Annotated in this window: 12 protein-coding genes and 1 tRNA gene; 4 read left to right on the plus strand and 9 right to left on the minus strand. The window is 67.9% G+C overall.

Features of this window, described 5'->3' with window-relative positions; all coding sequences use genetic code 11:
• The first annotated feature begins 153 nt into the window (after positions 1-153).
• Entirely contained in the window at positions 154-813 is a 660-nt protein-coding gene (gene eda, locus DCO49_RS17265; RefSeq protein ID WP_116865045.1) for a bifunctional 4-hydroxy-2-oxoglutarate aldolase/2-dehydro-3-deoxy-phosphogluconate aldolase, read from the plus strand.
• A gap of 295 nt (positions 814-1108) precedes the next feature.
• Here the strand turns inward: eda and DCO49_RS17270 are convergent, their stop codons facing one another.
• The 3 genes from DCO49_RS17270 to ispG all read right to left on the minus strand — a co-directional run bounded on the left by DCO49_RS17270 (position 1109) and on the right by ispG (position 3952).
• The gene (locus DCO49_RS17270) at positions 1109-1756 is read right to left on the minus strand and encodes a response regulator (RefSeq protein WP_116865046.1); all 648 of its coding nucleotides are present in this window, start codon (positions 1754-1756) and stop codon (positions 1109-1111) included.
• Positions 1757-1956: 200 nt separating this feature from the next.
• Positions 1957-2706 (minus strand): phosphatase PAP2 family protein, encoded by a 750-nt coding sequence (locus DCO49_RS17275; protein ID WP_116865047.1) that lies wholly within the window; start codon positions 2704-2706, stop codon positions 1957-1959.
• The gene (gene ispG / locus DCO49_RS17280; RefSeq protein ID WP_108768513.1) at positions 2687-3952 is read right to left on the minus strand and encodes a flavodoxin-dependent (E)-4-hydroxy-3-methylbut-2-enyl-diphosphate synthase; all 1266 of its coding nucleotides are present in this window, start codon (positions 3950-3952) and stop codon (positions 2687-2689) included. The genes DCO49_RS17275 and ispG overlap by 20 nt, the downstream gene beginning before the upstream one ends.
• A gap of 114 nt (positions 3953-4066) precedes the next feature.
• Here ispG and DCO49_RS17285 point away from each other — a divergent pair, with 114 nt between their 5' ends.
• Positions 4067-5293: an ATP-binding protein gene (locus DCO49_RS17285; RefSeq protein ID WP_116865048.1), complete on the plus strand. Its 1227-nt coding sequence runs from the start codon at positions 4067-4069 to the stop codon at positions 5291-5293.
• Positions 5290-5853, plus strand: a complete 564-nt coding sequence (locus DCO49_RS17290) for a response regulator transcription factor (RefSeq protein ID WP_005409063.1) — start codon at positions 5290-5292, stop codon at positions 5851-5853. Before DCO49_RS17285 ends, DCO49_RS17290 begins: the two co-directional genes overlap by 4 nt.
• Positions 5854-5931: 78 nt before the next feature.
• Here DCO49_RS17290 and pgi read toward each other — a convergent pair whose 3' ends face one another.
• The 6 genes from pgi to pcnB all read right to left on the minus strand — a co-directional run bounded on the left by pgi (position 5932) and on the right by pcnB (position 11536).
• Positions 5932-7446, minus strand: coding sequence for a glucose-6-phosphate isomerase (gene pgi / locus DCO49_RS17295; RefSeq protein ID WP_116865049.1), 1515 nt, complete (start codon positions 7444-7446; stop codon positions 5932-5934).
• Positions 7443-7823, minus strand: a complete 381-nt coding sequence (gene panD, locus DCO49_RS17300; protein ID WP_006432456.1) for an aspartate 1-decarboxylase — start codon at positions 7821-7823, stop codon at positions 7443-7445. Before panD ends, pgi begins: the two co-directional genes overlap by 4 nt.
• Positions 7824-7981: 158 nt before the next feature.
• Entirely contained in the window at positions 7982-8821 is an 840-nt protein-coding gene (gene panC / locus DCO49_RS17305; protein WP_116865050.1) for a pantoate--beta-alanine ligase, read from the minus strand.
• Positions 8818-9633, minus strand: coding sequence for a 3-methyl-2-oxobutanoate hydroxymethyltransferase (gene panB, locus DCO49_RS17310; protein WP_116865051.1), 816 nt, complete (start codon positions 9631-9633; stop codon positions 8818-8820). The genes panC and panB overlap by 4 nt, the downstream gene beginning before the upstream one ends.
• A 34-nt stretch (positions 9634-9667) precedes the next feature.
• Entirely contained in the window at positions 9668-10153 is a 486-nt protein-coding gene (folK, locus tag DCO49_RS17315; protein WP_116865052.1) for a 2-amino-4-hydroxy-6-hydroxymethyldihydropteridine diphosphokinase, read from the minus strand.
• Between the two features lie 3 nt (positions 10154-10156).
• Entirely contained in the window at positions 10157-11536 is a 1380-nt protein-coding gene (gene pcnB / locus DCO49_RS17320) for a polynucleotide adenylyltransferase PcnB (RefSeq protein WP_116865053.1), read from the minus strand.
• 52 nt (positions 11537-11588) lie between these two features.
• Here pcnB and DCO49_RS17325 point away from each other — a divergent pair.
• Positions 11589-11663: transfer RNA gene (locus tag DCO49_RS17325), tRNA-Glu, on the plus strand.
• Positions 11664-11866: the final 203 nt, after the last annotated feature.

An 11866-nucleotide genomic window follows, 5' to 3' on the forward strand; every position in this document is an offset into this window, starting at 1 on the left:
GACACGCCGTGAACCCATCCATGGGGGCTCGTAGGCGCCATCCATGGCGCCTGCGGTCCTGGTGGGGGCTACCCGCCGCCGCCGGACAGTCTGCTGGCGCCTCCGCGCCGCGAAGTGATCATTGAAAGCAAAGACGAGAGCAAGGGCAAAAGCATGGATATCGAACAACACCAGGTGAAGGCGGCAGAACTGCTGCATGCGGCGGGCATCCTGCCGGTGGTGACGATTCATACGCTGGACCAGGCGCGTGCGGTCAGTGCGGCGTTGCTGGAAGGGGGATTGCCGGCGATCGAGCTGACGCTGCGGACGCCGGTGGCGATGGATGCGCTGGCGATGCTCAAGCGCGAACTGCCCGATGTGGTGGTGGGTGCGGGCACGGTGCTGACCGTCGAGCAGATGCAGCAGTCGATCGATGCGGGCGCGGATTTCCTGGTGACGCCGGGTACGCCGCCGGTGCTGGCCGATGCGCTGGCGGCGGCACCGCTGCCGGTGGTGCCGGGTGCGGCCACGCCGACCGAGCTGCTGTCGCTCTACGCGCGCGGCTTCCGCGTGTGCAAGCTGTTCCCGGCCACGGCCGTGGGCGGCCTGGCGATGATCAAGGGCCTGGCCGGCCCGGTGGCCGACCTGAAGCTGTGCCCGACCGGTGGCATCACCGAAAACACCGCCGCCGAGTACCTCGAGCAGAAGAACGTGGTCTGCATCGGTGGCTCGTGGATGGTGCCGGGCAACTGGATCGCCGACGGCGAATGGGACAAGGTGCGCGCCAGCGCCGCCGACGCCGCGAAGATCATCAAGCGCGTCCGCGGCCACTGAGCCCAGCACAGGTGTAGAGCCGAGCCCACGCTCGGCTCCGCGCCAGCGGACCGGAAAGCAGCCGAGCATGGGCTCGGCTCTACTGCTCTTCCTTGCTTCGTTCCGCGGCGGATGCCACAGGAAACTGTCCAAGGTCGGGCAGGTTGGGTTCGCGCGAGTGTGAGCCGCATGGATGCGGCGACCGAGCTTGCAGGGACGTACTTGCAGCGTCCCCTGCACAGCCCATCCGCCCGGCCAACCCCAGAAATCCAACCGCACCACCACCGCGAGGGGCTTCGCCGTTGGCCGAACCCCGTTACAGCGGCCGTGCCGGATCCACCAGCCCGTACTGGCTGGCCATGCGCGCCAACGCAATGTTGTCGCTGATCCCCATCTTCTCGAACAACCTCGCCTTGTGCGTGTTCACCGTCTTCGCACTCAGGCTCAAGCGCCGCGCGATGTCTTCCTGGCGCAGGCCCTGGGTCAGCAGCAGCGCCACTTCCAGCTCGCGCGGCGACAGCGTATCGAACGGCGAGGCATTGCCTTCCACCGTGGACAGCGCCAGGTTCTGCGCGATGCTGGTGCCCAGGTAGCGGCGCCCGGCCGCGACGTCACGCACCGCACGCAGCAGCTCCTGCGCATCGCAGCCCTTGCCGATGTAGCCGGCGGCACCCGCCTCCAGCAGTCGCTTCGGCAGCGGGCCGTCTTCCAGCACGGACACGATCACCACGCGCGTGGCGCGGTGGCCACGGACGATGCGCTCGGTCACCTCCATGCCGCTGACGCCCGGCAGGTGCAGGTCGCACAGGACCACGTCCGGCAGCAGCTGGCGGATCTCGCGCAGGCCGTCTTCGCCGGTCTCGGCTTCGCCCACCACCTCGATGTCGGTTTCACTCGACAGGATCATCTTCATACCGGTGCGGACCAGTGCGTGGTCGTCCACCAGGTAGACTCGAATCGTCATTCACGTACCTCTTCGAATGCGGCCATTGCGGGCCACGCTAGGCAGGGCATCCGGACATCGCAAGCACGACGACTGCGCAAAAACGGCGTTCTGCCTTGCGCATCACATTCTTCGCACATCGATGTTGCCCCCTGTCCCACAGAACCCGTTACAACGAAACAACCTGCTGCTGCATGGACGTCCCCGAAGGGGCATCCACGTCACTCCCCTGTTGCGATCGCTTCGCTGGCCGCTGCTGGCGGCGAACCGCGGTGTCGCCAAGGTTGCCGGCGACTGAACATGACCAGATAGCACCCTACCACCCAAACCAGCGCCGCACACCAACCGGCGAGGATATCGGAGGGGTAATGCACCCCGAGGTAGACCCGCGAGAGGCTGACCAGCAGGCTGAACAGCGGCGCCAGCACCAGTACCAGCCAGCGCCAGCGGGTGTTCCACGCCAGCAGCACCAGGGTCGCGGCCAGGGTCATGGTGCCCATCGCGTGGCCGCTGGGGAAGCTGAACGTCGATTCCGGCGCAATCGATTCCCACAGGCTGGGGCGGTCGCGCTGGAAGAACTGCTTGCTGCCCATGTTCAGCAGCGCCGAGCCGACGAAGCACACGGCCACGAAGGTCGCCTCGCGCCAGCGCCGCCGCCACAGCAGGGCGCCGACGATCAGCACGTCCGCCGGGATCAGGAACCATTCGTAGCCCAGTTTCGACAGCAGCACGAAGCAACGGTCCAGCGATGGCGAGTGCAGCCCGTGCATCTGCCACAGCAGTGGGGCGTCGAAATGGAACGACTCGAACTCGTGCACTTCATCGGCCAGGGCAACGAAGCCGGCCAGCGGCAGCAGCACGCCGGCAAACAGCAGCACCAGGCGCCACGTATTGCGCCCCATCCAGTGTCGGAAGCCGGACGCCGGTTCCGGCGCGGCCAGGATCGCCGGCTTACCCGGCGATCCGGACATACTTCTGTTCGACGTAATCGTCGATCAGGGCAACGAATTCCTGGGCGATGTTGTCGCCACGCAGGGTCACCTTCTTCTCGCCGTCGACGAACACCGGCGCGGCCGGGGTTTCGCCGGTGCCCGGCAGGGAAATGCCGATGTTGGCGTGGCGCGACTCACCCGGGCCGTTGACGATGCAGCCCATCACCGCCAGGGTCATGTTCTCCGCACCGGGGTGCTGCACCTTCCAGACCGGCATCTTCTCGCGCACGTGGTTCTGCACGACCTTGGCCAGTTCCTGGAAGAACTCGGAGGTGGTGCGGCCGCAGCCCGGGCAGGCGGTGACCAGCGGGGTGAAGGCGCGCTGCCCGGTGGTCTGCAGCAGTTCCTGGGCGACGATCACTTCCTGCGTACGCGACTGGCCCGGCTCGGGCGTCAGCGAAATGCGGATGGTGTCACCAATACCTTCCTGCAGCAGCACGCTCAGCGCCGCCGCCGAAGCGACGATGCCCTTGCTGCCGATGCCGGCTTCGGTCAGGCCCAGGTGCAGGGCGAAATCCGAACGCTGGGCCAGGTCGCGGTACACCGCGATCAGTTCCTGAACGCCGCTGACCTTGGCCGAAAGGATGATGCGATCGCGCGGCAGGCCGATCTCCACCGCCTGCTCGGCCGAATCCAGCGCCGAACGGATCAGCGCCTCGCGCAGCACGCGGCCGGCGTCCCAGGGCTGTTCGCGATGGTTGTTCTCGTCCATCAGCTTCGCCGCCAGGGCCTGGTCCAGCGAACCCCAGTTGGCACCGATGCGCACCGGCTTGTTGTAACGGATGGCGAACTCGATCAGCTGGGCGAACTGCAGGTCCTTCTTCTTGCCAAAGCCGACGTTGCCCGGGTTGATGCGGTACTTGGCCAGCGCTTCGGCACAGGCCGGCTCGGCCGTCAGCAGCTGGTGGCCGTTGTAGTGGAAGTCACCGATCAGCGGCACGTCGATGCCCATCATCGCCAGCTTGTCGACGATGCGCGGAATGGCCGCGGCCGCTTCCACGGTATTGACGGTCAGGCGCACCATTTCCGAACCAGCCCGCCACAGCTCGGCCACCTGCTTCACGCTGGAGGCGACGTCGGAGGTGTCGGTGTTGGTCATCGACTGCACCACCACGGGCTTGCCGCCACCTACGGTGACCCCGCCGATCTGGACGGCATGGGTCTGGCGACGGGACCAGGCGGTGGCATCGGAGGGTTGGGTCGGGCGGGTGACGGCGTCGTGCATGGGCGCATTCTACCGCCCGGCCCTGCCTTCCGGGCGATTCCCATTCAGCCTTCGGCACGTCTGCGGCCGATTGTCGCAGGCAGGTTGCCCGGTGAACGCATACGATGGTCGGGCATGACCGGTCCCGACGCCCCCTTCCTACGCACCCTGTGCAGCCTGCGCTGGCTGGCCGTGGCCGGCCAGGCCACGACGATCCTGGTCGCCACCTGGGTCCTTGGCCTGCCGCTGCCGCAGCTGCCGCTGTGGGCGGGCGTGGCCGTGCTGGCCGTGTTCAACCTGTATACGCAGCTGCGCCCGGAGCCCGACGACACCGCGCCGCTGACCGCGTTCGGTCACATCCTGGTCGATGTGATCATCCTGACCTGGATGGTCGGCTGGAGTGGCGGCATCGCCAACCCCTTCGGCTCGCTGTTCCTGATCCTGATCGCGCTGGCCGCCTTCGCCCTGCCCCTGCGCTGGGCGTTGGCGGTGGCCACCGCCTGCCTGCTCGGCTACGCCGCCAGCGGCCTGTTCGGGCAACCGCTGCCGAGCGGCTACTTCCGCGCACTCGATCTCAACCGTTGGGGCGTGGTCGCCAATTTCCTGCTGTCGGCCGCGGTAGTACTGACCTTCTCCACCCGCCTGGCGATGGCCCTGCGCGTGCGCGAACTGGAACTGTCGGCGCTGCGCGAGCGTTTCGCCCGCAACGAAGGCATCGTCGCCCTGGCCACCCACGCCGCCTCGGTGGCGCACGAACTGAACACCCCGTTGGCGACCATGACCCTGCTCGCCGACGATGTGGCCGAGCGCAGCGAAGAACCGGAAGTGCGCGAGGACATGGAAACCCTGCGCGAGCTGCTGGTGCAATGCCGTGAGCGCGTGCTGGCGCTGGCTGCACCGGCCTCCACCGACGGCCCCGGCCGCAGCCATTCCAGCGCCCAGCAGGTGCTGGAACAGTGGCGTCTGGTGCGCCCGACCATCGACCTGCACCGCAATGACGATGCACCGCTGCGGCTGCCGCTGGACCCCGGCGTTGGCCACCTTCTGATGGTGCTGCTGAACAACGCCGCCGATGCCGGCGAACAGGCCGGGCGACCGCGCGTGGACCTGGAGCTGCGGATCGACGGCGAGGATCTGATCGGCGAAGTGCGCGACTACGGCCATGGCTTCAACGCGCGCGCCGCGGTGCTGCCGGGCAAGCTGTTCGGCAGCAGCAAGAGTGAGGGCATGGGCGTCGGCTTGGCCCTGTCCCACGCCACCATCGAACGCCTGCAGGGCGAGATGTGGATGCGCCCGGCGCAAGGCGCCGGCAGCCGCGTCGGCTTCCGCCTGCCGCTGGCTCCCCACGAGGAAACCCCATGAGTGCCTCAACCCTCGGCCTGCTGGTCGACGACGACGAACTGTACCTGCGCACGCTGCAGCGCAGCCTGGCCCGCAAGGGGCTGGAGACGCAGACCGCACAGGATGCCGCCAGCGCGCTGGCCCTGGCCCGCCAGCATCCGCCGGCGTTCGCGCTGATCGACCTGAAGCTGGGCAGCGATTCCGGGCTGGCGTTGATCCAGCCGCTGCGTGCCCTGCGCGCGGACATGCGGATCCTGCTGGTGACCGGCTACGCCAGCATCGCCACCGCAGTGGAGGCGATCAAGCTGGGTGCGGATGACTACCTGCCGAAGCCGGCGACGGTGCCGATGATCCTGCGTGCGCTGGGCGAGGAAGACGACGGGCCGGCCGACGACGGCGAAATGGAAGTGCCCGACGCGATGACGCCGATCAGCCGCCTGCAGTGGGAACACATCCAGCAGGCGATGCATGAGACCGGCGGCAATGTGTCGGCCGCCGCACGCCTGCTCGGCATGCACCGGCGCTCGCTGCAGCGCAAGCTGGCCAAGCGGCCGAGCCCGGAACGCGACCCGAGCCGCTGACGCGGCGAATCCGCCGGGCGTGGCCCGACACTACCGGGCGGACCTTGCGTTCGCCGGGCATGGCCCGGCGGCCGTACCTCAGCGCTTCAGCTGCGCCAGGATCTCGCGGGTCATCGGATCGGCAATCGCCACATCCTCGCCCTGCAGCGCCGGCAGCAGGCCACTGGCCAGCTGCTTGCCCAGCTCGACACCGAACTGGTCGAAGGCGTTGATGTTCCAGATGACCGACTGCACGTACACGGCGTGTTCGTACATGGCGATCAGCGCGCCCAGCGCCTGCGGGGTCAGCGCGTCCAGCAGGATCAGCGTGCTCGGGCGGCCGCCCGGGTAATCGCGGTGCGGGTCATCGCTGCCCTGGCCGTTGGCCAGCGCCTCGGTCTGCGCCAGCAGGTTGGCCAGCAGCGCCTGGTGGTTGACCGTGTACGGATCATCGTTGTGCACGCAGCCGATGAAGTCGGCCGGGATGATGCTGGTACCCTGGTGCAACGCCTGGAAGAAGCTGTGCTGCACATCGGTACCCGCCCCGCCCCACCACACCGGCACGGTGTCGGTGGTGACAGGCTGGCCGTCGCGCTGCACGCGCTTGCCCAGGCTTTCCATCACCAGCTGCTGCAGGTAGGCCGGCAGCAGCGCCAGGCGCTGGTCATAGGTCATCACCGCGTGCGTGGCATGGCCCAGCACGTTGCGGTTCCAGATGTCGGTGAGGCCGTGCAGCACCGGCAGGTTGCGCTCCAGCGGCGCGTCCAGCGCGTGCGCATCCATCTGCGCGGCACCGTCCAGCAGCTGTTCGAAACGCTCGAAGCCGATGGCCAGCGCGATCGGGAAACCGACCGCCGACCACAGCGAATAACGGCCACCCACCCAGTCCCACATCGGCAGCACACGATCGGCGGCGATGGCGAAGGCCTTGGCCGCACGCTCGGGGTTGGCGCTGACCGCGTACAGGCGCTCGCTGCCACCCAGCCAGTCGTGCAGGATCTGCCCGTTGAGCAGGGTTTCCTGGGTACCGAAGGTCTTGGAAATGAGGATGCCGGCGGTCTTGGCCGGATCCAGCGTGGCCAGCGTGCGCTGCATGGCGGCGCCGTCCACGTTCGACACGAAATGCACGCGCAGGCGCGCACCGCTGACCGGGCGCAGCGCATCGGCGACCAGGCGCGGGCCCAGGTCGGAACCGCCGATGCCGACGCTGACCACGTCGGTCACGCCGCTGTCTTCCAGCGCGCGCACCAGCACGCCCATGCGCTGGCGGATTTCGCGCGCGGTGGCATAGGCCTCGGCCGCCACCGGCGCATCGACCCGGTCGCCACGCAGCGCGGTGTGCAGCGCGGCGCGACCTTCGGTCAGGTTGACCTGCTCGCCACGGAACAGACGGGTGATGGCACCGCCGACATCACGGTCGGCGGCGAGTGCCAGCAACGCCTGCAGCGCCGCGGCATCGTATTTCTGCCGGGCGAAATTGACGTACAACGGACCGACCCGCAGCGCCAGGTCCTGCACGCGGCCGGGTTCGGCGGCGAGGAGGCTGGGGATGCTTGCGCCCTTCAGGCGCTGGGCGTGGGAGTGGAGCGAGTCGAATCCGTTGTTCGTTGTCATGCGGCCTGGGTCGGGATCGTGTCGTTGGTGTGGGTAATCTGGTTGTTGCCGTCCACGTACACCAGCTTCGGCTTGAAGCTGTCGGCTTCCTGCTCGGTCATGCTGGCAAACGCAGCGATGATGATGATGTCACCGACCTGCACATGGCGTGCAGCGCCACCGTTGAGCGACACCACGCCGCTGCCGGCTTCGGCACGGATGGCGTAGGTCGAGAAGCGCGCACCGTTGGTCACGTCCCAGATGTGCACCTGCTCGAACTCGCGGATGCCCGTGGCAGCCAGCAGGTTGTCGTCGATGGCGATCGAGCCTTCGTAGTTCAGCTCGGAATGGGTAACGGTGGCGCGGTGGATCTTGGTCTTCAGCAGGGACAGATGCATGGCACGGCACAACGCAAAGGAAAGCGGGGATTCTAGCACCCGCGCAGCGCGGGGCATCACGGCCGGCAACCCGTTCAGGTACGCGGTGAAACCGGGGTCAGATCCCTTTTCCCCAAGAAAAGGGAGCTGACCCCATGCATCACCTGCGCCGCCGGAACTCAGAACTCCAGGTTGTCGATCAACCGGGTGCTGCCGAGGCGGGCGGCGATCAGCGCCACCCGGCCGCCGCCGTCGAAGGTCGGCTCGGCCAGCTCGGGGGTGCGCAGCACCGCGTAGTCGACTTGGAAGCCGGCAGCCTGCAGCGCGGCGGTGGCACCGGCCTCGATCTGCGCACGCGTCTGCCCGGCCACATAGCCCTCGCGCATGCCCAGCAGGGTGCGGTGGATGGTGGTGGCCAGCGGGCGCTGGCTGGCGTCCAGGTACTGGTTGCGCGAGCTCTTGGCCAGGCCATCGTCGTCACGCACGATCTCGGCACCGACGATCTGGATCGGGAACGACAGCTCGGCCACCATCTGCTTGATCACGGCCAGCTGCTGGTAGTCCTTGCGGCCGAACACGGCCACGTCCGGCTGCACCTGCAGGAACAGGCGCGCGACCACCGTGCAGACGCCATCGAAGTGACCGGGGCGGCTGGCGCCCTCCAGCACTTCGCTCACGCCCGGGGCGTGCATCTGCGTGGTCCTGTCCACGCCCAGCGGGTACATCGCCTCGACGCTGGGCAGCCACACCGCATCGCAGCCGACCTGCTCCAGCCCGGCCACGTCGGCCTCGGGCGTACGCGGGTAGCGGCTGAAGTCCTCATTCGGCCCGAACTGGGTCGGATTGACGAAGATGCTTGCCACGACCTTGTCGGCGTACTGCCGCGCCAGCGTCACCAGCGAATGGTGGCCACCGTGCAGGTTGCCCATGGTCGGCACCAGCGCCACGCGCAGGCCCTGCTGCTTCCACTGTGCGATCTGCTCGCGCAGTGCGCCGAGCTCGTTGAAGGTCTGGATCATTGGGCGTAGGCGTGCTGTTCGTCGGGGAAGCTGCCGTCGCGCACAGCGTCGGCATAGGCGCGGGTGGCACCGGCCACCGAACCGCCTTCGGCCAGGAAGTCCTTGACGAACTTCGGACGGCGGTGGCCGCTGTCCAGGCCGATGAAATCGTGCATCACCAGCACCTGGCCATCGCACTGCGGGCCGGCACCGATGCCGATGGTCGGCACGCCAACGGCAGCGGTCACTTCGGCAGCCACCGGGGTCGGCACGCATTCGAGCACGATCAGCGCGGCACCGGCGGCGGCTACGGCCTTGGCATCTTCCACCAGCTGGCGCGCGGCATCGCCACGGCCCTGGATCTTGAAGCCGCCCAGGCGCAGCACCGACTGCGGGGTCAGGCCCAGGTGCGAGCAGACCGGAATCTCGCGCTCGACCAGATAGCGCACGATGTCGACCTTGAAGCCGGCACCTTCGATCTTGACCATCTCGGCGCCGGCCTGCAGCAGCTGCAGCGAAGCCTCCAGCGCGCGCTCGGGGGTGGCGTCGGCGCCGAACGGCAGGTCGGCCACCAGCAGCGCACGCTGCAGCACGCGGGACACCGCACGGGTGTGATAGACCATGTCGGCAACGGTCACCGGCAGGGTTGAATCATGGCCCTGCACGACCATGCCCAGCGAATCGCCGATCAGGATCAGGTCCACGCCATTGGCGTCGAACGTACGGGCAAAGCTGGCGTCGTAAGCGGTCAACATGACCAGCTTCTGGCCATTACGCTTGGCTTCGGCCAGTGCGGGAACGGTCCAGGGCTTGCTGTCTGCGTGGGTGCTCATGTGCTGATAACCGGGGGAGATAACCCGGTCATTATCACCCTATCGGCGCGATCCCGCAGGCATCGACCCGCACCACTGCATCCTGCACGCGTCCATGCCCGGGAATGGCCAGATCCGGCGCGATCTCGGCCAACGGCACCAGCACGAAGGCGCGTTCGTGCAGGTAGGGATGCGGTACCTGCAGGCCGGGCTCATCCAACACCTGCTCGCCGTACAGCAGCAGGTCCAGGTCGAGCGCGCGCGGGCCCCAGTGCACGGCGGGGTCGCGCACGCGGCCGAACTGCTGTTCCAGCGCGAGCATCGCCTGCAACAGATCGCCGGCAGCCAGGGTGGTCTCAACCGCGGCGACCGCGTTGACGAACGGCGGCTGGTCTTCGTTGCCCCAGGCCGGCGTGGCGTACAGGCGGGAGGCCTGCCGCAGCTGCGTGCCGGGCAGGCCATCCAGCGCGGCGATGGCCGTGCGGACGGTGGTGACCGCGTCACCCAGGTTGGCCCCCAGGCCGATCCAGGCAAGGCTCATGGCTTACTCGGCGGCGCCGCCGGCGGCAGCACCGGTGCGACGACGACGGCGGCGACGCTTGCGCGTTGCCCCACCCTCTTCGTCCCCGCCATCGGTGTGGATGGCATCCAGCGAGGATTCCAGCTCATGCCCGGACTGCGCCTGCGCTTCGCGCCAGAACGCCACGTCGGCTTCGTGCTCGGCCGAGGCGACCTGGCGCAGGGCCAGGAAGTCGAACGCGGCGCGGAAACGCGGATGGGTGAGCGTGCGGAACACGCGCTTGCGCTGGCGCGAGCTGAAGCGCGACTGCAGCAGCCAGATTTCCTGCATCGGCAGCGAGAAGCGGCGCGGCAGGGCGATGGTGCTCAGCTGCTGCACGGTGACCCGGTCGGCGGCGCGACGCTGCGCCTCTTCCGGCGCCACGCCCTGCTTGAGCAGGCTGGCCTGGGCGCGGCAGTACGCCGGCCACAGCAGCAGCGCAAACAGGAATGCCGGCGACACCGGCTCGTCGTTGGCCACGCGCGCATCGGTATTGGCCAGGCCTTCCACCAGCATGCGGCGCAGCGCGCCGGTACGGTTGGACTTGAGGGCCTTGGCGCTCTCGGGGAACAGCACGTCGAACAGGCCGTAACGTTCCAGGCCTTCGAAGCTGGCGACGCCGTGCCCGGACAGGAACAGCTTCAGCACTTCCTCGAACAGACGCGCCGGGGCGGCCTCGTTGAGCAGATTGGCCAGGTGCGGGATCGGCGCGGCGGTGCCCTCTTCGATCTGGAAGCCGAGCTTGGCCGCCAGGCGCACCGCACGCAGCATGCGCACCGGGTCTTCCTGGTAGCGCTGCACCGGATCGCCGATGAGCTTCATCAGGCGCGCCTGCACGTCTTCGAAGCCGCCGGTGTAATCGCGCACCGAGAAATCCTCGATGGCGTAGTACAGGGCATTGCAGGTGAAGTCGCGGCGGAGGGCGTCGTCTTCGATGGTGCCGTACACGTTGTCGCGCACGAGCATGCCGTTTTCCATTTCACGGTCGCCGCTGCCGTCATCGCTGTTGGCGCGGAAGGTGGCGACTTCGATGATCTCGCGGCCGAAGACCACGTGGGCCAGGCGGAAACGGCGGCCGATCAGGCGGCAGTTGCGGAACAGCTGCTTGACCTGTTCGGGCGTGGCGTCGGTGGCCACGTCGAAATCCTTGGGGCGGCCATTGACCAGCAGATCGCGCACGGCGCCGCCGACAAGGTAGGCGCCGAAGCCGGAATCGCGCAGGCGGTACAGCACGCGCAGAGCGTTCGGGCTGATGTCCTTGCGGGAGATCGTGTGCTGGTCGCGCGGGATGACGCGCAGGCTGAACGGTGATGGAGCAGAGGAATTGATGTTGGCGCTTCCGGTTGAAGTTTCGGGATTGCCCAATGGCATCGAGGTGCATATACTAGCGCTCCTGCCTCGGCAGCGACAATTTTATGCTCCCTTCGTCTAGTGGTTAGGACGTGGCCCTCTCAAGGCTAAAACAGGGGTTCGAGTCCCCTAGGGAGCACCAGTCGCAGCAGCAGGAACCGAAAAAGCCCGCCTTCGTGCGGGCTTTTCTGTTTTTCGAGGTTTGTGGCTTCGGGCGGTTGGTCGCAGTGGCGCCTCCCTGTTCCTGCGCTTGAGGAGGCGGGCCACCCTGGCCTGGACACGCAAGAGCCCTTCCATGGTGCTCGATGGCGCCATCCCTGGCGCCAACGGTCCTGCCCAGCGGCC

The organism is Stenotrophomonas sp. SPM (genome assembly GCF_003105135.1).
Taxonomy (GTDB): Bacteria; Pseudomonadota; Gammaproteobacteria; order Xanthomonadales; family Xanthomonadaceae; genus Stenotrophomonas.

Coding starts and splice junctions, on each gene's coding strand:
- eda (WP_116865045.1), top strand. CDS start 154: ATGGATATCGAACAACACCAGGTGAAGGCGGCAGAACTGCTGCATGCG.
- DCO49_RS17270 (WP_116865046.1), bottom strand. CDS start 1,756: ATGACGATTCGAGTCTACCTGGTGGACGACCACGCACTGGTCCGCACC.
- DCO49_RS17275 (WP_116865047.1), bottom strand. CDS start 2,706: ATGTCCGGATCGCCGGGTAAGCCGGCGATCCTGGCCGCGCCGGAACCG.
- ispG (WP_108768513.1), bottom strand. CDS start 3,952: ATGCACGACGCCGTCACCCGCCCGACCCAACCCTCCGATGCCACCGCC.
- DCO49_RS17285 (WP_116865048.1), top strand. CDS start 4,067: ATGACCGGTCCCGACGCCCCCTTCCTACGCACCCTGTGCAGCCTGCGC.
- DCO49_RS17290 (WP_005409063.1), top strand. CDS start 5,290: ATGAGTGCCTCAACCCTCGGCCTGCTGGTCGACGACGACGAACTGTAC.
- pgi (WP_116865049.1), bottom strand. CDS start 7,446: ATGACAACGAACAACGGATTCGACTCGCTCCACTCCCACGCCCAGCGC.
- panD (WP_006432456.1), bottom strand. CDS start 7,823: ATGCATCTGTCCCTGCTGAAGACCAAGATCCACCGCGCCACCGTTACC.
- panC (WP_116865050.1), bottom strand. CDS start 8,821: ATGATCCAGACCTTCAACGAGCTCGGCGCACTGCGCGAGCAGATCGCA.
- panB (WP_116865051.1), bottom strand. CDS start 9,633: ATGAGCACCCACGCAGACAGCAAGCCCTGGACCGTTCCCGCACTGGCC.
- folK (WP_116865052.1), bottom strand. CDS start 10,153: ATGAGCCTTGCCTGGATCGGCCTGGGGGCCAACCTGGGTGACGCGGTC.